The sequence below is a fragment of the Allobranchiibius sp. GilTou73 genome, assembly GCF_021391335.1.
GTDB classification, from domain to species: Bacteria; Actinomycetota; Actinomycetes; order Actinomycetales; family Dermatophilaceae; genus Allobranchiibius; species Allobranchiibius huperziae.
The window spans coordinates 1205513-1231531 of sequence record NZ_CP090051.1 but is presented as its reverse complement, the minus strand read 5'-3'; the positions used below and the strand labels follow the sequence as shown (position 1 = coordinate 1231531).

Sequence of the window (26019 nt, the reverse complement as noted above, 5' to 3'; positions counted from 1 at the left end):
GCGCGCCCGCCCACCCCCGCCGTACGATTCCGGGCATGCCTTTCGAACTGGACACGGACATGCCGCGTGAGCTGGCACCCCTGGCGTGGCTCATCGGCCGGTGGGAGGGCGCCGGCGTGATGGGTTACCCGGGCATCGAGTCGGTGAACTTCGGCCAGGAGGTCGTCTGCGGCCACGACGGCCGGTCCTTCCTGGAGTGGCGCAGCACCACCTGGCTGCTCGACGAGGCGGGCAACCAGGTCGAGCCGCTCACCAGCGAACTCGGCTACTGGCGGCCGCTGCCGGACGGCGAGGTCGAGTTCGTGCTGGCCCACCCGACCGGTGTCGTGGAGATGTACTACGGCAACACCACCCCCGCGAAGATCGAGCTGCGCACCGACGGGGTGCTGCGCAGCCCGAGCGCCATGGAGTACTCCGCCGCGACGCGCCTCTACGGCTACGTCAACTCCAACCTCATGTGGGCCATGGACATGGCGGCCACCGGGCACCCGCTGCAGAGCTACGCCTCGGCGGAGTTGAAGCGGGTCAGTTGATCTGCGCGAAGAACCAGGTCGCCGCGGTCGGCAGCACGCCGACGAAGAGGACGGTCGCCGATCCCAGGGCCAGCTGAGCCGCGGGTCCGCCCAGCCGCGCCGGTGCGCGCAGGATCGAACGGAACGCATGCGACACGCCGGCGCCGAGCAGGCCGGCGACGAGCGGGGCGTTCCACGGGACGCCGGCGACGGCCGCCGCGATGAGTCCGGCGCCGATGCCGAGGAGCAGAGACACCGGCAGCGTCGCCTCAGACAGCCGCTCCCGACCTCGGAGGGCGACGTCCAGCGCCGTACCGACCGACGCCCCGGCCAGCGCGGCGACGACGGCCTCCCGCCCGTGGTCGCGTAGTGCCGCGTCGGCGATGAAGGCGCCGCTGGCGAGCGCCCCGAGACCGAGACTCATCACCGCGAGGGAGATGACCACGCGTTCGCGCTCCCCCCGGCTGACCAGGGACTGCAGGAAGACCAATGACAGGGAGATGGCCAGTGCGGCGGTGACCCAGCGGATCCCGTCGGCGGTGTCGGCCCATCCGACGATCACGGTCATCGAGACCGCAGCGATCCCGAGGACCAGGGAGCTGGACCGCTCCCGCGGCAGACCGAGCAGCATCGGCCAGCCGACCGCCACCACGAGCGCACTCAACAGGTAGGCGGCCGCGAGCGCGACGGACCCGGCGTACGCGCAGAATCCCAGGAGAACGGCGAGCACGATCGCGCCGACACCCGCCAGGAACGGGGAGGCCGAGGCGCTCCTCACCCGCGTCGCGGGTGCGTCGACCGGCTGGGCGGTGGTCTCGCTTCCCTCGGGCACGACCCGAATCCTGCCACCACCTCGCCGGTGAGGGTGCCGCGTGGCCGCACGGGGCGGGCAGGCACGCCCCCGCGGACGTCTCCTGCCGGCAGCCTCAGCCGCCTGCGAAGGGCGGCAGCACCTCCAGGGTGGCGCCGTCGACCAGTGGGTCCTCGGCGTCGACCCGGCTGCCGTTCATCAGGAGCGCTGCAAGCGCGAAGACCGGCCGCAGCTCCGGGTGTTGGTGGGTGGCCGCGGCGACCACGTCGCCGACGGTGAGGCCGTTCAACTGTTCGGTCGGGGTGCCGGCAGCAGCCTGTGCTCCGGCCCAGTACCGCACGACGATCTGTGCCATGGCCCCTCCTGATCTCCGGCAGGATCCCGGAAACCGGCCCCCGCCGCATGATGTGGCACGCGTCACGCCCGGCCGTACTGGCCGGTCGTCCTACCTGCAACATCGTATTCTTGAGCAGCATGGCACGCCTGTTGCTCCTCACCGACGCTCGCGGTGCGAGTGTCGAGGTGCTTCCGGCCCTCGGTCTTCTCGGCCATCGGGTGCGCGTGCTGCCCACCGAACCGCAGGCCCTGGTCGATCCTCCCGAGTGCGACGTCGTACTGCTGGACGCCCGACGCGACCTGGCCAATGCGCGCGGGCTGACCCGGGTGCTGCGTACGACCGGGCTGTCCACCCCGCTCATCGCGATCTTCACCGAGGGCGGTCTCACCGCGCTCACCAGCGAGTGGCAGTTGGACGACGTGCTGCTGGAATCGGCCGGCCCTGCCGAGGTCGAGGCCCGGATCCGGCTGGCGATGACCAGGACGACGCCGCAGGCCGAGGACGAGCCCACCCGCATCCTGGCCGGCGAGCTCACCATCGACGAGGACGCGTACTCCGCCCGCATCCGCAGCCGCGCGCTCGATCTGACGTACAAGGAGTTCGAGCTGCTCAAGCACCTGGCGCAGCACCCGGGTCGGGTCTTCACCCGCGCCCAGCTGCTGCAGGAGGTGTGGGGCTACGACTACTTCGGCGGCACCCGCACTGTCGACGTGCACGTGCGACGCCTGCGCGCGAAACTCGGCCCGGACAACGAGTCGCTGATCGGTACGGTGCGCAACGTCGGCTACCGCTTCGTGGGCGCGCACGAATTGCGCGCGCCGGAGGAGCAGATCGCCCCGGCCTAGACCGGGCATCGCACGGGGACCCGCACCTGTCCGGCCCAGTCGCGCGACGTCCCGACCGCGAGCGTGATCGTCAAGGCCTCGACCGCCTCCACGGCACATGCCGGGCGAGCACGCCGTACCTCGCGAACGCCCACCTCGCCGCGGGCAGCGATGGGGTGCGCTCCTCCGCAATCCGGTCGACCCGCATGAACAGATCCAGGTTGGCCGGTGTCCAGTGCCAGCCGCGTTCGATTCCTTCGGTCGTGCCGCGGGCCGCAATTGCATCGTGCGTCCTGATACCGCATCGTGTGCCCGTAGAAGGTACAAGTGGTACTACTGGGCGAATAGTAGGACGGATGCGACGGCAGCCAGGTGCACTGGAGCGTGAGGTGGTTGCGGCCATCGCCGCCGCGGGCGAGGAGTTGACGACCCCACAGATCCATGCTGCGCTCGACCGCACCTCGGCGTACACGACCGTCATGACGACGCTCACCCGATTGTGCGACAAGGGGGTGCTGCGCCGTACCCCGGTCGGACGCACCTACCGGTACGGGCTGGTCGAATCGACCGCCACCATGGGCGCGGCACTGACAGCGCTCCAGATGCGCCGCCTGATGGAGGCGCACGAGGACCGATCGGCGGTGATGTCACGCTTCATCGGTGACCTCAGCGCCGAGGACGCGCGCCTGCTCACCCAGCTCCTGATCGAGGCCACCCACGTGCCGCAGACCGGCGATCCAGGGGCGCAGGCGTGATCATCGCCGCACTGATCGCCTGCCTCGGGGCCGGCATCGCACTGGCCCTGGCCGCTCCGGTGCTGGGGCGCTCGATGCGGCCCGCGCCGGCGACGGTGCTGCTGACGACCGGCGCCTTCGTGGTGACCGCCGGCACCGGGTTCATCGCCTGAGTCATGTGTTTCGAGACGATTGCGGGCATCCCTGCCATCGCGGCCGCCTGCGGCTGGAGCGCGCGTCAGCTGCACAGCTCGAGCCCCGCACCGTGGGCCGGCATGCTCGCCGGGGCGGTCGTATCGGTCCTGCTCGCCCGTTCGCTCATCTCGGTCGTCGGAGAGGTCCGATCGTTGTGGCAGTCCGCTGCCGCGTGTCGGCGGATGCCGAACGTAGCGGGACTGGTCATCATCCCCGAGCTCGAGTCGCCGCGCGCGATAGCCGGATTCCCCGGTCGGGTCGTGGTGGGCGCACCCGTCCTGGCGGCCTTGGGTCCGAGGTACCGGCAGGCGCTGATCGCCCACAAGCAGGCGCACCTCATCGCTCATCACCACGCGTATCTCCAGCTGGTCGAGGTCGCAACAGCGGCCAATCCGATCCTGCGCCCGGTACGCCGGGCGGTGCGCCTCTCCACAGAACGCTGGTCCGATGAGATAGCCGCCGATCAGATCGGCGACCGGCGCGTCGTTGCCGGCGCCATCGTCGCCGCGGCCACCGTCACCTCAGCGGACGCGACGATCACCCGCCTCGCCTTCGCCCAGGACGAGGTGGCCTACCGGGTGCAGGTGCTGCTCCAGCCACGACGTCGTTCGCTGCCGGCCGCCGCCGTTCTCGGCGCGCTCCTGGTCGTCGTTCCGGCCGGCGCGGTCGCTACTACCGCTCACATCACCGAGGGCACCTTCGAGCGCGCTCATGCTCGACTCGTGCACCCGCACGCTCCGCTGACCCGCTGGGTGCACAGCGTGGTCGTCACTGCCCATCCCGCCGGGCCGAGGCCGGATACAGCGGCTCAGTAGCCTGGCTTCGACCTGCGACATCAGCGTCGGGCCAGGTCCGGCACCTCGATTCATCCGCCGCCGCACGCCGGTCAGGTGACTGCGATCGGACCGTGCCGCACGCCGTACGTATCCTCACGACAGGAGCTGGACATGACCACGATCGCGATCATCGGAGCAGGCCGGGGCCTCGGAGCCGCCGTCGCACGACGGTTCGGCGACGAAGGGTTCGCGGTCGGCCTGATCTCACGACACCGCGGACGTGTCGACGCGCTGGCCTCCGAGTTGCAGGAGGACGGCGTACAGGCCGCCGGTTTCGTGGGCGACGTCCGAGACCCGGCATCGATCACGGCCGCCCTGGAGCAGGTCACGCAGACCCTCGGCCCCATCGAGGTGCTGCAGTACAGCCCTCTGCCGCAGAAGGATTTCATGCGGCCGGTGCTGGAGACCACCCCGGCCGACCTCGTCGGTCCGGTCGAGTTCTCGATCTACGGACCGGTCGCCGCAGTGCACCAGGTGCTCCCCGGAATGCGCTTCCTCGGCAAGAACCGCGGCACGATCCTGTTCGTCAACGGCGGCTCGGCCGTCACCCCCGGCCGGGGCGTCACGGGCACCTCGGTCGCCTTCGCCGGCCAGGCCGCGTACGCGCAGCTGCTGAACGAGGTGCTCGGCGAGGAGGGCATCCAGGTCTCCCAGCTGATCATCGGCGGCCAGATCATCGCCGGCGACAAGGAGAAGAGCCCCGAGGTGCTCGCCCAGCACCTGTGGGAGCTGCACGCCGAGCGCAAGGAGTTCCGCCGTCAGGTCAGCGCCGACTGACCGCCCCGCCCGCGTGGTGGTCAGAGCGCCGTACGCGCGACCGCCGTATCGGGCGCGGTGTAGACATGACAGGGACAACGCCAGGCTCCACCATCGGGGTGGGACCCGAGCAGGATGGTGGTCTCGCGTCGACCCACGGCGATCTCGACCATCCCACGGCCGAACGGAGCATCGACGATGACCAGCTGGGGCAAACGGGCGGACATGCTCGTGCACGAGGAGGCGCCGTTCAACGCCGAGCCCACGTCGGCCGCACTGGCAGCCTCCTACCTCACCCCGACCGACACGTTCTACAGCCGCAACCACGGCCCGATCCCGACGCTCGACCCGGCGACGTGGCGCCTGGAGGTCGACGGGCTCGTGGACCGCACACTTCGACTCTCCCTGCAGGAACTGAAGGACAGTTTCGAGGAGCACGAGGTCACCGCCACTGTGCAGTGCGCGGGAAATCGCCGGGCGGGATTGATCGCGGTCCGGGACATTCCCGGTGAGGACCCGTGGCAGGACGGGGCGACCTCCACAGCGATCTGGGCCGGAATCCGCCTGACCGACGTGCTGGCCGCGGCCGGCGTCACGCAGGACGACGCCGCGGCGGACGAGCTCCACGTGGCGTTCCAGGCCCCGGATGTCTCCGAGCTGGCGCGACCGTCTCAGGCGTACGGCGGTTCCATCCCCCTGACCAAGGCGACCCGCCCGGAGGTGCTGCTCGCCTGGTCCATGAACGGCGAGGCGCTCGCCCCGGTGCACGGGGCGCCGCTGCGGGTGGTCGTGCCGGGCTGGATCGGCGCCCGCAGTGTGAAGTGGCTCGAGCGGGTCACCGTGCGGCACGGACCATCGGACAACTACTTCCAGTCCGTGGCCTACCGGTTGCTGCCTCCCGACGCCGATCCGGACGCGGCCGGCCCCGGCGACGGTCTGTCCCTAGGGCCGATCGCGCTCAACAGCGCGATCCTGTCCCCCTGCCCATCACAGCACGGTCAGCGCCGGCACTGTGGCGGTCGACGGGTACGCCTTCGCCGGCGACGGACGTCGTGTCGCGCGGGTCGACGTGTCGTCCGACGCGGGCCAGACCTGGGTGCAGGCCGACCTGGGCCCCGACCACGGGCCCTGGGCATGGCGGTTGTGGCATGCCGAGGTCCACGTCACCGCCGGGGACGCCGTGCTCGTCGCCCGAGCCTGGGACGGCACTGCCGCTGCCCAGCCCTCGGAGGCCGCACAGCTCTGGAACCCCAAGGGATACGTCAACAACTCCTGCCCCCGAGCGACGGTGCACGCCGTCGGCGCCTGAGCTGACGCACGACCGCTCCACCGGAGCGGCCCGCGCGAGGGAGCCGGTTCGCCCACCGGAGGCCGCGCGCTGTCGGGGCGTGGTGGAATCGCCGGTATGACCCTCACCGCGGAGCAGGTCCGCGCCCAACTGCCCGATCTCGCGCGCGCGGCCCAGGAGGTCGACGGTGTGGCCCCGCTCTCGGAGCAGACGTTGCTGAATGCCCGGCACGGCGCACCCGACGGCGAGTCCCCTGACGGACAGGGGCCTGCCATGGTGTGGCACGACGTGGACGGTGAGCTGATCGCGATCGCGGTCTCCGACGCGAGCCGCGCGTCGTACGAGCTGGTCGTGCGACCCGATCACCGGCGCAACGGGTACGGCGCCAGCCTGCTGGACCTCGTCGTCAACCAGGTGAGCGAGGAGGGCGCCGCGCGGGTCTGGGCACACGGCGACCTGCCGACCGCCCGTTCACTGGCCACCAGCCACGGGCTGCACGTGGTGCGCGAGCTGTGGAAGATGGCACGACCCGTGGACGGCGAGCCGGGGATCGAAGAGCCGTCTCTGCCAATTGGATTCGCTTCGCGCCACTTCGAGCCGGGTGCGGACGACGAGGCATGGCTCGGGGTCAACGCACGCGCGTTCGCACACCACCCCGAACAGGGCCGGATGACCCTGGCGGACCTGCGGGAGCGGATGGACCAGGACTGGTTCGATCCCACCGGGCTGCTGCTCATCGAGGACGTCACCGGAGAACGGCCCGTCCTGGCCGCCTCGCACTGGACCAAGATCGAGCCGCCCGGCGCCGCGGAGGGCGAGGTCTACGTCGTCGCTGTCGACCCGGCGTACCAGGGTCGCGGGCTCGGCCGGGCCGTGACCGCACTGGGCCTGGCACACCTGGCAGCGGCCGGAGTGCGCGCCATCGACCTCTACGTCGAGGGCGACAACGCGCCGGCAATCGCGACCTATCGCGGGTGGGGTTTCGAGAAGGCCAACGCGGACGTGATGTACGCCCGGTGAACTCCCGAATCGACCGGTGACCGAGGAAACCCGCCCGTGGGAGGATCGCGCCATGGAATCCCAGCCCGGAGCCACGTCCCACCGCGTCGACGACGACCCTGTCGAGGACCAGCAGGACATCGATCATTCGACGTCGAGTGACGCCAACCTGGTGCGCCTGGCCCGGCGCTCGGCGGGCGCGCACGCCCGTGCCCGCGGTGCGAACGGCCGCTTCGTCCGCGTCGCGCCCGAGCTGAAGTTCGATCCCCAGGACGAGGAGCTGCCCGACGACCGGTTCCTGGATCGGGAGATCTCCTGGATGCAGTTCAACGAGCGCGTCCTGCAGCTGGCGGCCGACCCGGCCGTCCCGTTGCTCGAACGGATCCGCTACCTGGCGATCTTCGCCAGCAACCTGGACGAGTTCTTCATGGTGCGGGTGGCCGGCCTCAAACGCCGGATCGCCACGGGCCTCGCCGTGCGCTCCGCCTCCGGCCTGGAGCCCCGTGAGGTGCTCGACGAGATCTCGCACGCCGCGCACAAGCTGATGCAGGTGCACGCGCAGCTCTTCCAGAAGCAGCTGCGGCCGGCCGTGCAGGACGAGGGCATCCGCATCCTGCGGCCCGCGGAGCTCACCGATTCAGACCGCGCCCACCTCGGCGACCTGTTCCAGTCGCGGATCTACCCGGTGCTGACCCCGCTGGCCGTCGACCCGGCGCACCCCTTCCCCTACATCTCCGGGCTGTCGCTCAACCTCGCGGTGATCCTGATCAACCCCAAGACCGAGCGCGAGCACTTCGCCCGCGTGAAGGTGCCGCCGCTGCTGCCGCGGTTGATCGAGCTGGAGCCGGACGAAGGGGAGGATCCCCTCTTCAACACCCGGTTCGTGGCCATCGAGGACGTCATCGCCGAGCACCTGGGCGCGCTCTTTCCCGGTATGGAGGTACGCGAGCACTTCACCTTCCGGGTGACGCGCAACGAGGACCTCGAGGTCGAGGAGGACGACGCGGAGAGCCTGCTCACCGCGCTGGAGCGGGAACTGACCCGGCGCCGGTTCGGGCCGCCCATCCGCCTCGAGGTCGCCGACGACATGGACGACCACGTGATGGACCTGCTGGTCCGGGAGCTGGGCGTGCACGAACGGGAGGTCTACCGCCTCCCCGAGCCGCTGGACCTGCGCGGCCTCAACGCGGTGGCCGACCTGGACCGGTCCGAGCTGCGCTGGCCGCCGTTCGTGGCCATGGTGCACCCCGACCTGGCGCCGATCGAGCGGTCGGCCCAGTCCGACGTCCTGGAGGCGATGCGCGGTGGCGACATCCTGCTGCACCACCCCTACGACTCGTTCTCGACCTCGGTGCAGGCGTTCATCGAGCAGGCCGCGGCCGACCCCAACGTGCTCGCGATCAAGCAGACCCTCTACCGGACGTCCGGCGACTCCCCCATCATCGACGCCCTGATCGAGGCCGCGGAGACCGGCAAGCAGGTGCTCGCGGTAGTGGAGCTGAAGGCCCGCTTCGACGAGGAGAACAACATCACCTGGGCGCGCAAGCTGGAGCGCGCGGGCGTGCACGTGGTCTACGGGATGGTGGGGCTGAAGACGCACGCCAAGCTGTGCCTCGTCGTACGCCAGGAGGGTGAGTCGATGCGGCGCTACTGCCACATCGGCACCGGCAACTACAACCCGAAGACGGCCCGGCTCTACGAGGATCTGGGCATCCTCACCTGCGATCCCGAGGTCGGCGAGGACCTATCCCGGCTGTTCAACCAGCTGTCCGGGATGGCGCCGCGGGCCAAGTTCCGCCGGCTCCTCGTCGCGCCGCGCTCGGTGCGCACCGGCCTGGTCGAACGGATGAGCAAGGTCGCCGACGCCGCCCGTGACGGCAAGGATGCCTGCATCCAGATCAAGGTCAACTCCCTGGTCGACGAGCAGATTATCGACGCCTGCTATCGCGCGTCCCAGGCCGGCGCCAAGGTCGACGTCTGGGTCCGTGGCATCTGCTCGCTGCGCCCGGGCATCGAGGGCTTGTCGGAGAACATCAAGGTGCGCTCGGTGCTCGGCCGCTTCCTGGAGCACTCCCGCGTCTTCCGTTTCCAGATCGAGGGCGAGGACGACGTCATCTTCATCGGCAGCGCCGACATGATGCATCGCAACCTGGACCGGCGGGTCGAGGCGATGGTGCGCATCACGACGCCCCGCCACGTTGCGACGCTCGGACACCTGCTCGATCTGGGCGTCGCCGACGAGACCTCGTCGTGGGCGTTGCACGGTGACGGGCGGTGGGAGCGGCACAACCTCGACGAGAACGGCGCACCGCTGCGCGACCTGCAGCAGCATCTGATCGACACCTACGCAAAGCGCCGCAAGAAGGCGCGACGTCGGTGACCGCACAGGGCGGTGGGCAGCCGGCTGCCGGCGCGCTCGTCTGGCGCCGGGAAAGCGGGGTCCTGCAGGTCGCCTTGGTGCATAGGCCCCGCTACGACGACTGGTCCTGGCCTAAGGGCAAGCTCGACCCCGGCGAGTGCTGGGCCGGTGCCGCCGCGCGGGAGGTCCTGGAGGAGACGGGGCTGCGCCCGCGCCTAGGCATCCCCCTGCCGCGCGCCGTCTACGGGCTGCGCGACGGCAGCCTCAAAGAGGTGCGCTACTGGGCGGCGCAGGCCGTCGGCGGATCGGGCACCCTGGAGAACGAGATCGACAGGGTCGAGTGGCTAACCCCTCAGGCAGCGCGTGAACGGTTGACCTACGCACGGGACTCGCTGCAACTCCAGGCCCTGCTCGACGCCGATCGGCGGGGCGCGCTGCGCACCTGGGTGCTCGTGGTGGTCCGACACGGCGACGCGGTGTCGCGCTCGTCGTGGGACCGCTCCGACACGGACAGGCCGCTCACTCAGCAGGGCAAGAAACGTGCCGCCGCGCTCACGGCGGCGCTCGGCGCGTACGGCGTGCACCGCCTGGTCTCCTCTCCGTCGGCGCGATGCACCGCAACCGTCGCCCCCTACGCGCACGCTCACCATCTGCAGATCAAGGAGAAGCGCGGGCTGTCCGAGGAGGTCTTCGCGGACGAACCGGGGCGTGCCGTGCGCCACGTGGAGCGGTCTTTGGATCGCGGTGAGTTCACGGCACTGTGCACCCACCGCCCCGTCCTGCCCGCCCTCTTGCATCGCCTCGCGGAGCAGGCGACTCCCGGCGCGGCCTGCACGACATTGTTGGAACGGGCGCGCGACGGACTGGAGAAGGGCGAGGCCCTCATCTGCCAGATGGTGGATGTGGGAGAGGCGGCGCGCGTGGTGTCGGTGGAGCGCAACCGGCCCTAACGCAACCGGCCCTGAACAGGTGCGCGAGCCCGCGCAGGGTCAGAAGATACGCATCGCCACCTCGGCCGGAGCGTCCAGCAGCTCGGTGATCTCGTCGTCCAGCTGCACCAGGGTGATCGATGCACCCGCCATGTCCAACGAGGTGCAGTACTCGCCGACGTAGCTGCGCGCGACCTCGATGCCCTGCTCCGCCAGCCGCTGGTGGGCGTGGCGGTAGACGATGTAGAGCTCGCTGATCGGCGTACCACCGAGACCGTTGACCATCAGGGCCACCCTGTTCCCCGACTCGAACGGCAGATCGGTCACGATCGCGCCGAGCAGTTCGTCGGTGATCTCGTCCGCGCTGCGCATCGGCTGCCGCTCGCGACCCGGCTCGCCGTGGATACCGACGCCCATCTCGATCTTGTCGTCCTCCAGCTCGAACAGCGGCGACCCCTTGGCCGGCGGCGTGCAGGCGGTGAGGGCCACGCCCATCGTGCGGGTGACGCTGTTGACCTTCTCCCCGATGCGGACGCACTCGGCCAGGTCGGCGCCGTTCTCGGCCGCGGCCCCCACCGCCTTGATGACGAAGAAGTTGCCGGCCACCCCGCGGCGCCCCGTGGTGTACGTGGAGTCCTTGACCGCCACGTCGTCGTCGATGAAGAGGATCTGCGTGGCCACCCCCTCGGCGTCGGCCATCTCCTTGGCCATCTCGAAGGCCATCCGGTCACCGGTGTAGTTGTTGACCAGGAGCAGCACGCCCTTGTCGGACGCCACCTTCTTGGCGGTCTCCAGCACGTAGTCCATCGGCGGGGCCGCGAAGACGTCGCCGGGGCACGCCGCATCCAGCATGCCCTTGCCGACGATCATCACGTGGGCCGGCTCGTGACCCGATCCGGAACCCTGCACGATCGAGACCTTGCCCGACCGGGGCGCATCCGCACGCCTGATCAGGTTGTACGCCGGGTCGTAGACGAGCGTGTCCGGGTTGGCCAGCGCCAGGCCCTCGAGCATCTCCGGCACGAACTGCTGGGGGTCGTTGACCAACTTCTTCACAGCGTCACTCCTTGGTCGTTCTCATTGGTGGTGGTGGCTCCGGGTTCGCCCCGGCCGACCCAAGCCCTGCTGAGCTGTTCGGCGATCACGGCGAGCGCCATCGCCCCCGCATCGACCGAGCCCCGGCTGCGTTCGCCGGTGTACGACGCACGGCCACGGCGCGCGACCATGTCGCTGGTCGCCTCGGCGGACGACTTCGCCGTCTGCGCCGCGGCGGCCACCACGGCTGCGCTGTTCGCGCCGGACCCGACCTCCTGCTCGATGCGATCGGTCACCGGCACGAGGGTGTCGAGGAGGGTCTTGTCGCCGACGTCGGACCGGCCTCGCGCCTTGATGCCCTCGACCGCCGCCCGAAGCATGGCCACGACGGTCGCGCCGTCGATCTCCCCATCCCCCGCGGCGGCACCGGCACGAAGGAACGCAGTGCCCCAGATGGGACCCGAGGTGCCGCCCATCCGGGAGGTGATGGTGACGCCGACCTTCTTGAGGAACGCGCCAGAATCGGACCGGTCGAAGTCGTCCCATCCTTCGAGGACCTTCTCGAAGCCGCGCGCGAGGGAGTAGCCGAAGTCGCCGTCGCCCACCACCGCGTCCAGATCGCCGAAGTACTTCTCGTTCTCGACGACTGTCTGGGCGATGGACATGACCACCAGGGCCACCTGGTCTTGTGAGGTGCCGGTCATGCACTATCTCCCTTGGTCGGTCCTGTCGATGCGGTGTTCACGCTGCTGATGCACGCCCGGAGGTCCTCGAGTGAGACGAAATCCCCGATGGGGACGCCGGCTCGATCGGCCAGTACGTCGAGCGGCGGACCGCCCGGGTCCCCCAGCGAGGAGATCACGAGGCATGCCTCGGAGAAGTCCTCCTCGCGGGTGTAGGAGCTTGTCGTGACCAGGCAACGCAGGCCGGCCCCGACGGCTGCCCGCAGTCCATTGCGCGAGTCCTCGATGACGAGGACCTGGTCCCGCTCCAGGCCGAGCTCCGAGACGGCCAACAGGTAGATCTGCGGATCGGGCTTCTTCGCCGACACGACATCACCGGCGAAGATGGGGATCGCGTCAGCGAGGTCGTGCCCGACGGCCGCCTCCAGGACGGCGTACACCGACGGGCGCGCCGAGGTCGAGGCGACGGCAACCGTCCAACCGGCCTGCACCGCCGCGGTGATGATGCGGGTGATACCCGGTCGTGGTCGCACCGCTCCATCGGAGACCAGGCGCCGGAAATGCACGCCCTTGGCCTCGTGCCACGTGGACAGCAGCTCGGCCTGCCCGTCCTTGCTCGGCGGCACTGCGAACCGGCGCGCGAACTGCGGGTCCTTGAAGAGGCTGGCCATCCGCTCCTTGCCGCCACCGATCCGCAGCTTCTCGCCGTACTCCTGCTCGTCCCAGTGGGCAGGGACACCCAGCTCGTCGAACATGGCGTTGAACGCCGGACGGTGCCCGTCGCGCTCGGTGTCGGCCAGCACTCCGTCGCAGTCGAAGATCAGGGCGGGACTCACCATGCCTGACCCGAGCTGCGGAAATCTCGCATGTGTTGCACCGCCATGTCGACCACGGCCTGCTTCTGGGCGGCGAAGAGGGAAGGCGGGTCCCACGTGCCGCGCTTCTCGGTCTCGGTCAGGAAGCTCAGACCCGACTTCATGAAGGTCTCCTTCAGTGCCGTGGAGATGTTGACCTTCGCGCATCCGCGCGCGATCAGGTCCTGGAACTGGGCGGTCGACAGGCCCGTTCCGCCGTGCAGCGCCATGGGGACGCCGGTCGCCTCGACCAGGTCCGACACTCGCTGGTGGTCCAGGACAGGCGCCGAGGTGTACTGGCCGTGCGCGTTCCCGATCGCCGGCGCGAAACACTGCACACCCGTCCGCTGGATGAAGTCGGTCGCGACCTCCAACGACATCGACTCCGGCTTGTCGTCGGAACCGATGCCGTCCTCGACCCCCTGGATGCCCTCGATCTCACCCTCGACGTGCGCGCCGGTCGCCCGGGCCTCGGCCACCACCTCGGTGGTCTGGCGCACGTTCTCCTCCACGTCCAGCTCGTGTGCGTCGAACAGCACGGAGTTCCACCCGCGTCGCAGGCAGTCGGAGATGACGTCTCGGTACGGGCAATGGTCCAGGTGCAGGGTGACCGGCACGTCGACGCCGCGCACCAGCGTCCGGAAGATGTCGTAGAGCTGCTCGCTGCCGTACTGGCGCACCGTCTTGACCGAGGTCTGCAGGATGACCGGCGACCGCTCCTGCACGGCCGCAGCCAACACCGCCTCGATGGTCAGGTCGTTCAGGATGTTGAACGCCGGCACGCCGTACCTGGCACTCAGCGAATGGGCGAGCGTGTCCTGCAACGAAACGACTGCCACGCGGCTATGCCTCCCTATCGGGTCGGCGGCTCAGCGAGGAGCCGCGCGTGCGACCAGTCAAGCCGCCCGGGGCCGCGTCCACATGGGGGAAATCCCCCATTCACCGGACGAGGTTCATGGCGCCGCGACCCAGCCTTGCGCCAGACAACGGACCACGGCGGACGTGCGGCTGGAGGTGCCCGCCTTGCGCAGCACGGCGGCGACATGTTTCTCCACCGTGCGGGGGGAGATCGACAGCGTCGTCGCGATGTCGCGGTCGCGGTAGCCGTGCGACAGGAGGACGGCGACCTCCTCTTCGCGTGCGGTGAACGGTGACGGCGACGCCCCCGGTCGGTGAGCGTTCTTGCGAGCCTCGGCGGTCTCGACCGCCGGCTGGACGCGATCCTCCGAGGCGTTCACCGACGGATAGCGCGCACCCTGCACGAGTCCGGCCGCCGCCAGTTGACTCAACATCTCCAGAGCGTCGACCTCAGCGACGCTGAATGCTCGACGTACGCCCGCGAAGCCCACGTTCACCGCGATCACCTCACCACACCACCAGATCGGTACGGCAAGCACCGATCCCCCGTGCGCGGGGTGGTCGGTCGCCAGATGACCCGACGCCACGTCCGCGTAGCGGTTCAGCAGGACGGGGCCCCGGCGGGCGACCACCCGCCCCGTCACGCCCTCGTCGAGCGAGAAGGCCTGGCCCAGGCGGCACAGCGCTCCCCGCTCGGCGACCTTGTGATAGCGCTGATGGTCCTGGTCGACCAGCGAGATGCTGCCCGCACTGGTCCTCAACAGGGAGCCGCTGCGCGCGAGCAGGCGGCGCAGGAACGGGGTTAAACGCACGTCGGCGTACAGCTGCGCGGCCTCTACATCCAACCCGAGACGGCTCCGGACCGCTGAGGATCCCCCGTCATCGCAGACGCGGGATCGTGGCTCTTCGCTGAGCACCGGCCGATCATAGAGGAGCGGTCTGCGGGCGACCCGGGCTTTCCCGATTCCTGGGTCGCCCCGACCGGGCCGGACAGCGCTGGTGGCGTCGGTGCGTCGCGCCCGTCCCCGACCGGCGTTCCGACCCCTGCCGAACGCTTTCGCTTGACCACCTATATACCTCGCCGTCTCCCGGTGTCGGTGTCGGCGCCGCCCGATCGATAGGTGTCGTTCACCGTGCGTTCACCCGGTAGGGGCCAGCGGGTCACCCAGTCTCCTTAGCGTGCGGTCTCGTCGGGCCGATCGGGTCCGCCATTCGTTCGTGTCTATGTCGCCCGACCCGAGAGGTCCCTCGAAGTGAAGATCACGTCCATCGGCCGCGCCAGCGGTGTCGCCGTTGCCGCCGCGCTCGCCCTGACCGCCTGCGGCAGCGCCTCCAACAACGGTTCGACCGGCTCCGGCTCCGGCTCGTCCTCCAGTTCGAGTGTCGCGGCCGGCACCAAGACCGCTGACAGCAGCTGCTTCAGCGGCAGCCTGAGCGGCCAGGGCTCGACGGCCCAGGGCAACGCCATGCAGTTGGCGACCACCGACTTCGCGAGCAAATGTTCTGGTGCCAAGGTGAACTACGCACCGACCTCCTCAGGCCAGGGCATCACCGCGTTCCTCGCCAAGCAGGTCGGCTGGGCCGGTTCGGACTCCGCTCTCAACTCCGAGAAGGGCGAGCCCACCAAGGCCGCCGCTGCGTGCGGCTCCACCGCCTGGGACCTGCCGATGGTCGTCGGCCCGATCGCGGTCGCCTACAACCTCAAGGGTGTCGGCAAGCTGACCCTCACGCCGGTGCTCATCGCGAAGATCTTCAGCGGCAAGATCACCAAGTGGAACGACTCGGCCATCGCGGCCGCCAACAAGGGCGTCTCGCTGCCGAGCACCCCGATCTCGGTGTTCTTCCGCTCCGACTCCTCGGGCACCACCGACAACTTCACCAACTACATGAACACCACCGACCCCACCGATTGGACCGCCAAGCACGCCAAGGCGTGGGCCGGCAAGGTCGGCCAGGGCAAGCCCAAGAGCGCGGGCGTCGGCTCGGCCGTCAAGGCGACCGACGGCGGCATCACGTACGTCGAGTGGTCCTACGCGATCACCAACAACCTGCCGATGGCCCAGGTCGACAACGGGGGCGGCGCGGTCGCACTGACCGCCGCCACCGCCAGCAAGGCTGCTGAGGCGGCGACGATCGCCGGCACCGGCAACGACCTGAAGCTGAAGATCGACTACGCCACCAAGGCGGCCGGGACCTACCCGATCGTCCTGGTGACCTACGAGATCGTCTGCAGCAAGTACGCGGACGCGACCACCGGCAAGGCCGTCAAGTCGTTCCTGTCCTACCTGGTCTCACCGGAGTTCCAGGGCAAGCTCTCCACCGTTGGATCGGCTCCGCTCCCCTCGGCCATCCAGGGCAAGGTCGTCACGGCGATCAACGCCATCGGTTGATCGGACCCGGGCTCCGCGAGACTCTGGGGGGATCTCGCGGAGCCCGTCCTCGCTCCTTCCCCCAACCCACGCCCTCAAGGAACTCATGTCATCGATCACCGGAGTCTCTGTCGGCGACGAGCTGTCCGATCCATCGGGCGCCCCGAACTCCGGCGCCGGAGCCTCGACCGGCACCAAGGGTGACCGGGTCTTCGGCGGTCTGGCGATGGGCGCCGGCCTCCTCGTCGTGGCCATCGTCAGCCTCGTCGCGATCTTCCTGCTGGTGCAGGCGGTCCCCGCGATCGGCAAGGACAAGGTCAACTTCCTGACCTCGCGGGAGTTCACCTCCTCAGAGCTGCGCTTCGGCATCGTGCAGTTGCTGTGGACGACCGTGACGTCGTCCCTCGTTGCCCTGGTGCTCGCCGTCCCATTTGCAATCGGCATTGCGCTCTTCCTCACCCACTACGCCCCTCCGTGGTTCTCCCGGATCGGCGCAGCGCTCATCGACCTGCTGGCCGCGGTGCCCTCGATCGTTTACGGCCTGTGGGGCTTCTACATCGTCGCGCCGAAGTTCGTGCACGTGCAGGATGCGCTCAACTCTGTGCTCGGCTGGATCCCGCTCTTCGGCAAGGTGGACACGGTGACCGGCGGCGCGACGATCATGATGGTCGGGGTAGTGCTCGCGATCATGATCCTGCCGATCATCACGGCCCTGTCACGAGAGGTCTTCGCACAGACCCCGGTGACCCACAAGGAAGGCGCCCTGGCTTTGGGCGCGACCCGCTGGGAGATGATCCGAACGGCCGTCCTGCCGTTCGGCCGTCCCGGGGTGATTAGTGCCTCGATGCTCGGCCTCGGGCGGGCGCTGGGAGAGACCATCGCAGTGCTCTTCATCCTCTCTGCTCTTCCCGGTACGCCCAAGTGGACGTGGTCGCTCTTCAACGGCGGCTCGACGTTCGCGTCTCAGATCGCCAGCGACGCACCCAACGACCAGAACGATGCCAACTCGATGGGCGCGCTGATCGCTGCCGGCCTCGTGCTCTTCGTGCTGACCTTCCTGGTCAACGCGATCGCCCGGGTGATCATCGAGCGTCGTAAGGAGTTCTCGGAATGAGCACGATGGAACAGGGCAGCAGCCCCGCCACCCTCGCCGGGAACGGCCTACCGGGACTGAAGACCGGCCGCTCCGGTGGAAGGGCGTTCAAGAACACCCTCGCCACCGTGCTGATCTGGCTGGCCTTCCTGATCGCGCTGATCCCGCTGGTGTGGATCCTGTGGGAGGTCGTCTCCAAGGGTGCTCACTCGGTCATCAGTTCCTCGTGGTGGCAGAAGGACCAGTCCGGTGCGCTGCCCGTCGGGGACACGAATATCCGTGGGGCACGGCACGCCATCGTGGGCACTCTTGAGATCGGGCTGATCACCGCGATCATCGCGATCCCGATCGCTGTGCTCACTGCCATTTATCTGGTGGAGTACGGCCGGGCGGGCGGCCGGGTCAACCGCCGGATAGCGCGAACGGTGAGCTTCATGGTCGACATTCTGAGCGGCATCCCCTCGATCGTCGCGGCGCTCTTCGTCTTCGCGGTATGGGTCACCACATTGAACCTGCACCTGGTGCCGATCTGCGTCTCGCTGGCTCTCACGATGCTGATGATTCCGGTGGTCACCCGGTCCACCGAGGAGATGCTCAAGTTGGTCCCGACGGAGCTGCGCGAGGCGTCTTACGCGCTCGGCGTGCCCAAGTGGAAAACCGTCGTGCGGGTGGTCCTCCCCACCGCCGTCTCGGGCATCATCACCGGAGCGCTGCTGGGTCTGGCGCGGGTGCTGGGTGAGACGGCCCCCTGGCTGTTCCTCACGACGTACTTCCAGTACTTGTCCTACAGCCCGCTGTCGCAGTCCGGCATCGCGTCCCTGCCGACCCTGATCTCCACCCAGGCCGATCAGATGAGCGGTCAACCTATCTTCGCGGACCGCGTCTGGGGCGCCGCATTGACTCTGATCATCATCGTGCTGGCCATCAACCTGCTGGGCCGGCTACTCGGGCGACTCACCCGGGTCAAGAACTGACCTTCCAACTGCTGAAAGCGACAGAGCTAAAACTCATGGGCAAGCGAATCGACGTTCAGGACCTGAACGTCTACTACAGCGCCTTCAAGGCCGTCGAAGACGTCACGATGACGATCGAGCCGCGCTCCGTGACGGCCTTCATCGGCCCGTCCGGCTGCGGCAAGTCGACCTTCCTGCGCACCCTCAACCGGATGCACGAGGTGACACCTGGGGGTCGGGTGGAGGGCAAGGTGCTGCTCGACGACACCGACCTCTACGCGCCCGGCGTGGATGCCGTCGGCGTACGTCGGACCGTGGGAATGGTCTTCCAGCGGCCCAACCCGTTCCCCACCATGTCGATCCAGGACAACGTGACGGCGGGCCTGCGGCTGAACGGCATCAAGGGCAAGAAGGTGCTCCAGGAGAAGACCGAGCAGTCACTGCGCGGGGCCAACCTGTGGAACGAGGTCAAGGACCGTCTCGGCAAGCCCGGCGCCAGCCTGTCCGGCGGGCAGCAGCAGCGGCTCTGCATCGCGCGGGCCATCGCGGTCGAGCCGCAGGTGCTGCTGATGGACGAGCCGTGCTCGGCGCTCGACCCCATCTCGACGCTGGCCATCGAGGACCTGGTCACCGAGCTGAAGGACCGCTACACGATCGTCATCGTCACCCACAACATGCAGCAGGCGTCGCGGGTGTCGGACAAGACGGCGTTCTTCAACCTCGCTGCGACCGGCAAGCCTGGTCGCCTGATCGAGATGAACGACACCCAGAAGATCTTCAACAACCCCGAGGTGAGCGCGACGGAGGACTACATCTCCGGTCGTTTCGGCTGACCTGAGGAGCGCGCAGCGGAGGTTGCGGGCCGAGCGAAGCGAGGTCCCGCCCGCAGCGGAGCGCGACGAAGGTCAGCCGAGAAGGCTCGGCTGACCTGAGGAGCGCGCAGCGGAGGTTGCGGGCCGAGCGAAGCGAGGTCCCGCCCGCAGCGGAGCGCGACGAAGGTCAGCCGAGAAGGCTCAGCTGACCTTGTCAGGAGCAGCGCTCCGCCGCAGCCCTCCTGTGTACAGCGAGGTGCGCGGTTTGCGTCGGTGGCCAGGGCGGCAGCACTGGCCGAGAACGCAAAACCCCCACGGGCCGAGCGACGTACGGCGGCGTACGACGGTGTGCGCGGTTTGCGTAGGTGGGCAGGGCGGCAGCACTGGCCGATAACGCAAAACCCCCCACGGGCCGAGCGACGTACGGCGGCGTACGACGGTGTGCGCGGTTTGCGTCGGTGGGCAGGGCGGCAGCACTGGCCGATAACGCAGAACCTGCACACAGCCCGAGCGACGTACGGCGGCGTACGACGGTGTGCGCGGTTTGCGTCGGTGGGCAGGGCGGCAGCACTGGCCGAGAACGCAGAACCCACACCTCGGCCTACGGGCCGTGACGGGCAGGCCGCAGCGGCGTGCACAATTGCGGGGTGGCGAAGGACAAGTCCAAGGACAAGGACAAGAAGAAGCGGAAGAAGTCAGCTTCTTCTGAGGATCCCGCCCCTGTCGTCGAGCCCGACAGCTCCACCAAGGACGACGGCAGCTTCGCCTACGGATTCTGCAAGAGCTGCGACTGGCGTGGCCGGGCGCGCCGCTCACGGGACAAGGCCAGGGCCGACGTCAAGGACCACGAGCAGTCCTGTAAGGGCACCCACAAGGTCAAGCTGAAGACGACCGACCACCGCGACTGACGGGTGCACCGTTCGAGCGGTCCCCACGGCCCGAGCAAGGCTGCGAACGCCCCGCACGCGGTGCAGGGAGGACGCTCCGGCGAGGAAGTCTGCACGTCGGGCCGGGAGCGCCTCACGGCGCGTGGCCGCTCGTAGCGGCTTTATTTGGGACCCGGGGCTGCCGCGGCCCGACGCACACCAGAGCCTAACGGGGTCATCGCTTCGGATGTTCCCCACCGGCCCGGTCTGTGGACGAAGCAGTCCAGGTCGCGCATCGGGGTCCGGCCGATTCCGGCTGGAATCGGGGCGCATACGGTTACGGCATGCGAACCGTGATGCGCCCTGGTGACGATGGCGTCAAGTCCTATCCGCTGCTCAACTCGCTCGTCGTACCGCGTCCCATCGCCTGGGTGTCGACGGTGTCCGGCGAAGGTGTCGGCAACCTGGCGCCGCACTCGTTCTTCACCGTCGTGTGCGCCGACCCGCCGATGGTCGCCTTCTCCTCGGTCGGCGAGAAGGACACGGTCCGCAACGTGCGCGAGACCCGCGAGTTCGTGGTGAACGTCGCGACCGAGCGGCTCAAGCACGCCGTCAACAACAGCTCGGCGCGCTTCGACCCCGCGGACGACGAGGCCGCTGAGCTCGGCCTCACCATGGAGGACAGCGACACGGTGCGGCCGCAGCGGGTGGCCGCCTCGCCTGCGTCGATCGAGTGTGTGATGCACACCATGCTCCAGCTCGGCGACTCCACCCTGATCATCGGCCGGGTGACCGCGTTCGCGATCGATCCGGACATCCTGGACGGCGACCACCCCACCTTCGAGGGGCTGGCACCGATGTCGCGGCTGGGTATCAACGAGTGGGGTATGCCCCCGGAGGTCATCCACCTCGACCGGCCCGGACCGCCGTCGGACATCCACCAGTTCGACTGACCGGCAGGATCACGAAGCCGCACGCTGACGGCGTTGGCGACGGTTGACGGCGTTCTAACACCGTCGATGGACGCCAACGCCGTCAGCGTCGTACGGCACCGCGCCTGCCTGCCTGCCGGCCGTCAGTCGAGCTTGCCGGCCCTCCACAGTGCGGCACAGCGGGACAGATCGGACGCTGTGGTGAGCAGCGCGGCCGCCCGAGTGGTCTGCGTGGACGCTGCGCTGTCCTTGTCGTCGACCCGGTGGGCGCGGCCGACGGAAACGACCCTGCAGAACGCCGATGCCCGCTCGAGCGCGACCGCCAGGTCCCCCTCGAAGACGCCCGCGAGGATCTGATCGGTCAGCTGTTGGAGGGCCTCCGGCGTCGGCGGCTCGGCCGAACCGGCCACCGCGTGCGCGACCTCCGCACTCCCGCGGCCGGCCTCGTAGTCACGCGCTGCGCCGACCGGGTCACGACGCACCCACTCCCGCAGCGTGTAGAGGCGCCACAGAGCCCCGGGCAGACTCGTCGCTGGGCGGTCCGCCCACAGTTCGGCCAGCGTCGAGATACCCAGCTCGTCCACCAGGTTGACCAGTTTCGCGGTCACCTGCGGGTCGTGCGCCGCCCGACCCGTGCCCACGAGGGCGGCTGCCGTCTCGTGCGCGGCCTCGGACAACTGCGCGGGATCACTCGAGCCGGCGTACGCCTCCAACTCTCCGGACGACCGCAGAGCAGGACGCCGGGGCGGGCGAGAATCATTGTCGGACAATCGATCTCACTCCTCCACAGGAGGTCCATAGATGGCTGATCCGTCCGGCGCGATGGTCAGTACGCCGTCGCCGGCCTCGGCGTCCCATCCGGCCAGGAGGTGGCAAGTCCCGTCGAGAGGATGCGCAATCTCCGCGCTAGACAGGTTGACGATGACTGTATAGCCGCCTCGCGCGTACGTGAGCACATCGCCGTCACGGCGTACGTCGGTCACGCCCAGCGCGGGGTCGGCGAGGGCGGGCACCGCTCGACGCAATCGGAGCAGCTCGCGGTACCACTCGAGCAACCGCGCATGCTCCGGCTGCGACACCTCGTCCCACCGGAGCGTCGACTCATGAGCGGTCGAGGCCGCTTGCGGATCGGGCACCGCGTCGCCCCACCCGTGTTCGGCGAATTCCCTGCGGCGCCCCTCGGAGACGGCCTCGGCCAGCTCCGGCTCCTGGTGGTCGGTGAAGTAGGCCCACTTCGTCGAGGCGCCCCACTCCTCCCCCATGAAGAGCATCGGCGTGTACGGCAAGGTCAGCAGCAGCGTCGCCCCGGCCGCCAGCCTGCTGCGGCCGACCAGTTGCGACAGACGCTCGCCGGTGGCCCGGTTGCCGACCTGGTCGTGGGTCTGCAGGGAGGCCACGAACTTCCACCCCGGAGTGAGGGCGGGTACGACCGGCCGGCCATGGTCACGCTGGCGGAAGCTGGACCAGGTGCCGTCGTGGAAGAACGGTGTGCGCGCGATCTTGGCGAAGGCACCTGGGTCGGTGAAGTCGGCGTAGTAGCCCTGCGACTCCCCGGTCAACAGCACGTGCAGCGTGTGGTGCACGTCATCGGCCCACTGGCCGGCCAGGCCGAGTCCGCCGTCTCCTCCGTCGCCGCGTGCCGTGACGGTGGCCGGGTCGTTGCGGTCCGATTCGGCGATGAGGGTGAGCGGCCTGCCCACCTGCGTGGCCAGCTGGTCGGTCTCGGTGGCGAGCTGCTCCAGGACGTGGACCGCGCGCTCGTCGACGAGGGCGTGCACGGCGTCCAGTCGCAGGGCATCCAGGTGGTAGTCGCGGAACCACATCAGCGCGTTGTCGATGATGAAGCGGCGTACCTCGTCGCTGCCGGGGGCGTCGAGGTTGACCGCCGCGCCCCACGGCGTCTGATGCCGGTCGGTGAAATACGGCCCGAACTCCGACAGATAGTTGCCGCTGGGCCCCAGGTGGTTGTAGACGACGTCCAGGCACACCCCGAGACCCTGCGCGTGGCAGGCGTCGACGAACCGCGCGAGGGCCTGCGGACCGCCGTACGCCGCGTGCACCGCGTAGAGGTCGACCCCGTCGTAGCCCCAGCCGCGGTCGCCCGGGAACGTCGCGACGGGCATCAGCTCGACCAGCGTCACCCCGAGGTCGACGAGGTGGTCGATCCGCTCGATCGTCGAGTCGAGTGTGCCATCCGCGGTGAAGGTGCCGATGTGCAGCTCGTAGATCACCGCGGTCTCGAGCGCAACGCCTTGCCACGCGTCGTCGGTCCAGGCGAAGGTCGTCGGGTCGACGATCTGCGACGGGCCGTTCGGCCCCTCGGGCTGATACCTGGATCGAGGGTCCGGGAACGGTCCCGCGCCGTCGACCCGGTAGGAGTACCGCCGGCCGTCCGCTGCCGCACGGTCGGTCGTCCACCGGTCGCCCGCCCGTGTCATCGCGACCGTCTCCTCCGGCAGCACGAGCTCCACACGCTCGGCGGCCGGTGCCCACACGTCGAAGCTCGGCATCAGGCGACCTTCTCCAGGAAGAGGACCGGCGTGCCAGCAAAAAGATGTGCCGCAGCGAGGCGTTCGTCGACATCGAACGACCGGCCAGTCAACAGATCGGTCCAGGTGCCGGACTCCAAGATCACCGTCTCACCGGTGAAACCGCCCTCGCGCTCCCACCGCGAGGGCGCGCGCAGCACCAGCGTCGCGAACGTCGCTCGACGGCCACGATGCAGCACGCCGGACACCAAGCCCGGTGCGTGGGCGCGTACGAACCCCACCACGTGTTCGGAGTCGGACTGCACCGGTGTGTATGACGACTCGGCACCGAACGCGGCCGGCTCGCGGCGTCGCGCGGCGAGCACGGCCGCCACCAGCTGCAGTTTCTCCACCGCCAGGTCGGAACGGTCCGTAGCGGCCACAGCCTGCGCGCGTGCTGCGTAGTCGACGGGGCGCCGGTTGTCCGGATCGACCAGGGACAGGTCCACGGACTCGCACCCCTGGTAGGTGTCGGGCATCCCCGGCATCGTCAGCTGGATCAGCTTCGCGCCGAGGGTGACGGCCCGGATCGCGCCGGCGTTGGCGGCGACGGCACGATCCAGCGCATCGTGCAGGGGCCCCTCGCGCATCGCGGTCGTCGCGAAGTCGATGACGCGCTGCTCGTACTTCTCGTCGCCGTCGATCCAGGCCGTGTGCTCCTTGGCCTCACGCAGCGCCTTCTGCAGGTAACCGCCCAGCCGCTCGTCACCGATGTCACCGACCCCGAGGAGGGTCTGCCACACCAGGTGCGCCGTCGGCAGATCGACATCCGCCGTAACGGCGAGTTCCCTTGCGATCCGCGATAGTTCGGACCACGCCGCGGGGTCGCCGGCGACGGCGAGGATGCGTGCGCGGGTGTCTTCGCTGCGCTTGGTGTCGTGGGTCGACAGGGTGGTCATCGTGTGCGGCCAGTGCTCCTGCTGCCACGCCGCCCAGTCGTGCAGTGCCGTCGGCGAGGCATCGCCGAGCACGGTCGGGTCGCTACCGACCTCGTTGAGCGCGACGAGGCGATGCCACCGGTAGAACGTCGTGTCCTCGATGCCCTTGGCCATCACCGGACCCCAGGTCTGCTGCAGGCGCACCGCGAAATCCGTTGCCGCGTCGTCGTCCTCGGCCATCACGGTGAGGGGCACGAGGGCCTCGAGCGTGGCGGCGAGATCGGGCCGGGCCTTCATGGCGCGTCCGAAGGCCTCCGCCAACCGTTCGCGCGCGACCCTGCTCATCCGGTGTTCCGGCCGCACGTACGCGCGGTAGACCTCGCCGGCGACGAGCAATTCCACGATCGCCTCGCGCAGCGGCTCCGTCTCCAGGTCGGGCAGCGCCTCGCGTGCCCGACGGATGAGGCGCTCGACCTCGGGAGCCAGCGACTGCGCCACGACCTGACGCTTCGCGGCGAGCACCTCCTCCTCGAAGTCGGCGTCGCCGCCGGTGGCGGCCCACTCCTGCGCGATCACGGGCGCGGCCACGGGATCGGTCAGGGCCGCCTGCAGCACGCGCAGGCCGTCGTACCCGGTGGTGCCGGCGCACTGCCAGTTGCGCGGCAGGCGTTCATCACCTTCCAGGATCTTCTCCACCCAGATCGGAGTGCCGCTGCGGCAAGCCCGGGTGAGCCGCTCGAGGTACTCGACGGGATCGGCCAGCCCGTCGGGATGGTCGATCCGGAAACCGTCGATGAGACCGCGGTGGTGCAGCTGCAGCAGCAGCTCGTGGGTCGCGTCGAAGACCTCCTGGAGCTCCACGCGGACGGCGATCAGCCCGTCGACCTCGAAGAACCGGCGGTAGTTGAGCACCTCGTCCTTCTCGCGCCAGCTCGCGAGCCGGTAGTGCTGCCGATCGAGTAGGGCCGCCAGATCCTCGGTGTGCTCCGACCCCAGCGCCAGGGGGAAGACGTGCTCGAAGTAGCGCAGCACCGGCTCCCCGTCGAGCTCGTCGCGGGTGATCTCCCCCGCGTCGAGCACCTCCTGCAGCGACGACCCGAGGATGGGCAGGCCGAGACGTCCGCCGCCGGCCTTCCAGTCCACGTCGAACCACTCCGCGGTGGAGGCGTCGCGTCCGTCGCGCAGCAGCTCCCAGACCGGGTGATTGACGTTCTCGGGCGCCACGAACGACATGTGGTTGGGCACCACGTCGACCACGATGCCGAGGTCGTCCGCGTGCGCCGCGGCCACCAGGGCCTCGAAACCCTCGAGCCCGCCGAGGTCCGCGCTGATGCGCGAGTGGTCCACGACGTCGTAGCCGTGCATCGAGCCCGCAGCCGCCTGCAGGATCGGCGACAGGTAGAGGTGGGAGACGCCGAGGGAGCGCAGGTAGCCCGTCTGCTTCGCTGCGTCCGCGAAGGTGAAACCGGCGTGCAGCTGCAGGCGATAGGTGGCGGTGGGTGTCGGGCTCACATGTCCTCCGGTTCGATGCTGCGCGGATCACTCGATGCTGCCCGCACCTGCCACGGCGCGCTCGTC

At 69.3% G+C, this 26019-nt stretch carries 27 protein-coding genes and 1 pseudogene; 17 read left to right on the top strand and 11 right to left on the bottom strand.

The annotated features are described in order from the left end of the window. Positions 1-35 precede the first annotated feature (35 nt). Positions 36-533 (top strand): FABP family protein, encoded by a 498-nt coding sequence (locus LVQ62_RS06200; protein ID WP_233766567.1) that lies wholly within the window; start codon positions 36-38, stop codon positions 531-533. Here LVQ62_RS06200 and LVQ62_RS06195 read toward each other — a convergent pair. Continuing rightward, entirely contained in the window at positions 526-1344 is an 819-nt protein-coding gene (locus LVQ62_RS06195) for a hypothetical protein (protein WP_233766565.1), read from the bottom strand. The two genes, LVQ62_RS06200 and LVQ62_RS06195, sit on opposite strands and share 8 nt — an antisense overlap. Before the next feature lie 94 nt (positions 1345-1438). Further along, positions 1439-1678, bottom strand: coding sequence for a MoaD/ThiS family protein (locus LVQ62_RS06190; RefSeq protein ID WP_233766563.1), 240 nt, complete (start codon positions 1676-1678; stop codon positions 1439-1441). Positions 1679-1797: 119 nt separating this feature from the next. Here LVQ62_RS06190 and LVQ62_RS06185 point away from each other — a divergent pair, with 119 nt between their 5' ends. The 5 genes from LVQ62_RS06185 (at position 1798) to LVQ62_RS06165 (ending at position 5026) form a co-directional block, all read left to right on the top strand. After that, positions 1798-2505 carry a response regulator transcription factor gene (locus LVQ62_RS06185; RefSeq protein WP_208052485.1) on the top strand — a complete coding sequence of 236 codons (708 nt, stop codon included), beginning with the start codon at positions 1798-1800 and terminating at the stop codon, positions 2503-2505. Positions 2506-2840: 335 nt separating this feature from the next. After that, complete coding sequence (locus tag LVQ62_RS06180) at positions 2841-3239, top strand: BlaI/MecI/CopY family transcriptional regulator (RefSeq protein WP_233766561.1); 399 nt, start codon at positions 2841-2843, stop codon at positions 3237-3239. Continuing rightward, complete coding sequence (locus LVQ62_RS06175) at positions 3236-3391, top strand: hypothetical protein (protein WP_233766559.1); 156 nt, start codon at positions 3236-3238, stop codon at positions 3389-3391. Before LVQ62_RS06180 ends, LVQ62_RS06175 begins: the two co-directional genes overlap by 4 nt. A 3-nt stretch (positions 3392-3394) precedes the next feature. Next, positions 3395-4228, top strand: coding sequence for a hypothetical protein (locus LVQ62_RS06170; protein WP_233766556.1), 834 nt, complete (start codon positions 3395-3397; stop codon positions 4226-4228). A 132-nt stretch (positions 4229-4360) separates the two neighbouring features. Beyond that, positions 4361-5026 (top strand): SDR family NAD(P)-dependent oxidoreductase, encoded by a 666-nt coding sequence (locus LVQ62_RS06165; protein ID WP_233766554.1) that lies wholly within the window; start codon positions 4361-4363, stop codon positions 5024-5026. A 20-nt stretch (positions 5027-5046) separates the two neighbouring features. Here LVQ62_RS06165 and LVQ62_RS06160 read toward each other — a convergent pair whose 3' ends face one another. Continuing rightward, positions 5047-5232, bottom strand: coding sequence for a hypothetical protein (locus LVQ62_RS06160; protein WP_233766552.1), 186 nt, complete (start codon positions 5230-5232; stop codon positions 5047-5049). Between LVQ62_RS06160 and LVQ62_RS17750 the strand changes: the two are divergent. From LVQ62_RS17750 to LVQ62_RS06140, 5 genes and pseudogenes are all read left to right on the top strand, one after another. Continuing rightward, a pseudogene (locus tag LVQ62_RS17750) lies at positions 5204-5815 on the top strand (molybdopterin-dependent oxidoreductase); the annotation flags it as partial. The gene LVQ62_RS06160 and the pseudogene LVQ62_RS17750 sit on opposite strands and share 29 nt — an antisense overlap. Positions 5816-6017: 202 nt before the next feature. Then, positions 6018-6314, top strand: coding sequence for a hypothetical protein (locus LVQ62_RS17745; protein WP_370639702.1), 297 nt, complete (start codon positions 6018-6020; stop codon positions 6312-6314). 96 nt (positions 6315-6410) lie between these two features. Continuing rightward, positions 6411-7313 carry a mycothiol synthase gene (mshD, locus tag LVQ62_RS06150; protein WP_233766547.1) on the top strand — a complete coding sequence of 301 codons (903 nt, stop codon included), beginning with the start codon at positions 6411-6413 and terminating at the stop codon, positions 7311-7313. Between the two features lie 52 nt (positions 7314-7365). Beyond that, positions 7366-9672, top strand: coding sequence for an RNA degradosome polyphosphate kinase (locus tag LVQ62_RS06145; RefSeq protein WP_233766545.1), 2307 nt, complete (start codon positions 7366-7368; stop codon positions 9670-9672). Further along, positions 9669-10601, top strand: coding sequence for an NUDIX domain-containing protein (locus tag LVQ62_RS06140; RefSeq protein WP_233766537.1), 933 nt, complete (start codon positions 9669-9671; stop codon positions 10599-10601). The genes LVQ62_RS06145 and LVQ62_RS06140 overlap by 4 nt, the downstream gene beginning before the upstream one ends. A gap of 39 nt (positions 10602-10640) precedes the next feature. On the opposite strand, the gene dhaK is transcribed toward LVQ62_RS06140, so the two are convergent. The 5 genes from dhaK to LVQ62_RS06115 all read right to left on the bottom strand — a co-directional run bounded on the left by dhaK (position 10641) and on the right by LVQ62_RS06115 (position 14927). Then, the gene (gene dhaK / locus LVQ62_RS06135) at positions 10641-11636 is read right to left on the bottom strand and encodes a dihydroxyacetone kinase subunit DhaK (RefSeq protein WP_233766535.1); all 996 of its coding nucleotides are present in this window, start codon (positions 11634-11636) and stop codon (positions 10641-10643) included. Then, a complete protein-coding gene (dhaL, locus tag LVQ62_RS06130; protein ID WP_233766524.1) occupies positions 11633-12319 on the bottom strand; it encodes a dihydroxyacetone kinase subunit DhaL in 687 nt (228 codons plus the stop codon). The genes dhaK and dhaL overlap by 4 nt, the downstream gene beginning before the upstream one ends. After that, on the bottom strand, positions 12316-13137 hold the full coding sequence (locus tag LVQ62_RS06125) for an HAD-IA family hydrolase (RefSeq protein ID WP_233766522.1): 822 nt from the start codon (positions 13135-13137) through the stop codon (positions 12316-12318). The genes dhaL and LVQ62_RS06125 overlap by 4 nt, the downstream gene beginning before the upstream one ends. Next, a complete protein-coding gene (locus LVQ62_RS06120) occupies positions 13131-13991 on the bottom strand; it encodes a class II fructose-bisphosphate aldolase (protein WP_233766520.1) in 861 nt (286 codons plus the stop codon). Before LVQ62_RS06120 ends, LVQ62_RS06125 begins: the two co-directional genes overlap by 7 nt. Positions 13992-14105: 114 nt before the next feature. Then, entirely contained in the window at positions 14106-14927 is an 822-nt protein-coding gene (locus LVQ62_RS06115; RefSeq protein WP_233766517.1) for a LuxR C-terminal-related transcriptional regulator, read from the bottom strand. A gap of 336 nt (positions 14928-15263) precedes the next feature. Between LVQ62_RS06115 and pstS the strand changes: the two genes are divergently transcribed. The 6 genes from pstS to LVQ62_RS06085 all read left to right on the top strand — a co-directional run bounded on the left by pstS (position 15264) and on the right by LVQ62_RS06085 (position 21056). Further along, positions 15264-16400, top strand: coding sequence for a phosphate ABC transporter substrate-binding protein PstS (gene pstS / locus LVQ62_RS06110; RefSeq protein ID WP_233766508.1), 1137 nt, complete (start codon positions 15264-15266; stop codon positions 16398-16400). Between the two features lie 85 nt (positions 16401-16485). Next, entirely contained in the window at positions 16486-17493 is a 1008-nt protein-coding gene (gene pstC / locus LVQ62_RS06105) for a phosphate ABC transporter permease subunit PstC (RefSeq protein WP_233766506.1), read from the top strand. After that, positions 17490-18446: a phosphate ABC transporter permease PstA gene (pstA, locus tag LVQ62_RS06100; RefSeq protein ID WP_233766504.1), complete on the top strand. Its 957-nt coding sequence runs from the start codon at positions 17490-17492 to the stop codon at positions 18444-18446. Before pstC ends, pstA begins: the two co-directional genes overlap by 4 nt. A 35-nt stretch (positions 18447-18481) precedes the next feature. Continuing rightward, entirely contained in the window at positions 18482-19258 is a 777-nt protein-coding gene (gene pstB / locus LVQ62_RS06095) for a phosphate ABC transporter ATP-binding protein PstB (protein WP_179482978.1), read from the top strand. A 626-nt stretch (positions 19259-19884) separates the two neighbouring features. Then, positions 19885-20145, top strand: a complete 261-nt coding sequence (locus LVQ62_RS06090) for a hypothetical protein (protein ID WP_233766500.1) — start codon at positions 19885-19887, stop codon at positions 20143-20145. Between the two features lie 302 nt (positions 20146-20447). Then, positions 20448-21056 carry a flavin reductase family protein gene (locus tag LVQ62_RS06085; RefSeq protein ID WP_179482983.1) on the top strand — a complete coding sequence of 203 codons (609 nt, stop codon included), beginning with the start codon at positions 20448-20450 and terminating at the stop codon, positions 21054-21056. A gap of 122 nt (positions 21057-21178) precedes the next feature. On the opposite strand, the gene LVQ62_RS06080 is transcribed toward LVQ62_RS06085, so the two are convergent. From LVQ62_RS06080 to treY, 3 genes are read right to left on the bottom strand one after another with little or no spacing between them, the layout of a single operon-like run. Beyond that, complete coding sequence (locus tag LVQ62_RS06080) at positions 21179-21805, bottom strand: hypothetical protein (protein WP_233766497.1); 627 nt, start codon at positions 21803-21805, stop codon at positions 21179-21181. A gap of 6 nt (positions 21806-21811) precedes the next feature. After that, a complete protein-coding gene (gene treZ / locus LVQ62_RS06075) occupies positions 21812-23545 on the bottom strand; it encodes a malto-oligosyltrehalose trehalohydrolase (RefSeq protein WP_233766495.1) in 1734 nt (577 codons plus the stop codon). Continuing rightward, positions 23545-25953 carry a malto-oligosyltrehalose synthase gene (treY, locus tag LVQ62_RS06070; protein WP_233766493.1) on the bottom strand — a complete coding sequence of 803 codons (2409 nt, stop codon included), beginning with the start codon at positions 25951-25953 and terminating at the stop codon, positions 23545-23547. Before treY ends, treZ begins: the two co-directional genes overlap by 1 nt. Positions 25954-26019 lie beyond the last annotated feature (66 nt).

Excerpts from the sequence above, each read along its gene's own strand:
- LVQ62_RS06200 (WP_233766567.1), top strand. The coding sequence starts at position 36 with ATGCCTTTCGAACTGGACACGGACATGCCGCGTGAGCTGGCACCCCTG.
- LVQ62_RS06190 (WP_233766563.1), bottom strand. The coding sequence starts at position 1,678 with ATGGCACAGATCGTCGTGCGGTACTGGGCCGGAGCACAGGCTGCTGCC.
- LVQ62_RS06185 (WP_208052485.1), top strand. The coding sequence starts at position 1,798 with ATGGCACGCCTGTTGCTCCTCACCGACGCTCGCGGTGCGAGTGTCGAG.
- LVQ62_RS06180 (WP_233766561.1), top strand. The coding sequence starts at position 2,841 with ATGCGACGGCAGCCAGGTGCACTGGAGCGTGAGGTGGTTGCGGCCATC.
- LVQ62_RS06170 (WP_233766556.1), top strand. The coding sequence starts at position 3,395 with ATGTGTTTCGAGACGATTGCGGGCATCCCTGCCATCGCGGCCGCCTGC.
- LVQ62_RS06165 (WP_233766554.1), top strand. The coding sequence starts at position 4,361 with ATGACCACGATCGCGATCATCGGAGCAGGCCGGGGCCTCGGAGCCGCC.
- LVQ62_RS06160 (WP_233766552.1), bottom strand. The coding sequence starts at position 5,232 with ATGTCCGCCCGTTTGCCCCAGCTGGTCATCGTCGATGCTCCGTTCGGC.
- mshD (WP_233766547.1), top strand. The coding sequence starts at position 6,411 with ATGACCCTCACCGCGGAGCAGGTCCGCGCCCAACTGCCCGATCTCGCG.
- LVQ62_RS06145 (WP_233766545.1), top strand. The coding sequence starts at position 7,366 with ATGGAATCCCAGCCCGGAGCCACGTCCCACCGCGTCGACGACGACCCT.
- dhaL (WP_233766524.1), bottom strand. The coding sequence starts at position 12,319 with ATGACCGGCACCTCACAAGACCAGGTGGCCCTGGTGGTCATGTCCATC.
- LVQ62_RS06125 (WP_233766522.1), bottom strand. The coding sequence starts at position 13,137 with ATGGTGAGTCCCGCCCTGATCTTCGACTGCGACGGAGTGCTGGCCGAC.
- pstC (WP_233766506.1), top strand. The coding sequence starts at position 16,486 with ATGTCATCGATCACCGGAGTCTCTGTCGGCGACGAGCTGTCCGATCCA.
- pstA (WP_233766504.1), top strand. The coding sequence starts at position 17,490 with ATGAGCACGATGGAACAGGGCAGCAGCCCCGCCACCCTCGCCGGGAAC.
- pstB (WP_179482978.1), top strand. The coding sequence starts at position 18,482 with ATGGGCAAGCGAATCGACGTTCAGGACCTGAACGTCTACTACAGCGCC.
- LVQ62_RS06085 (WP_179482983.1), top strand. The coding sequence starts at position 20,448 with ATGCGAACCGTGATGCGCCCTGGTGACGATGGCGTCAAGTCCTATCCG.
- treZ (WP_233766495.1), bottom strand. The coding sequence starts at position 23,545 with ATGCCGAGCTTCGACGTGTGGGCACCGGCCGCCGAGCGTGTGGAGCTC.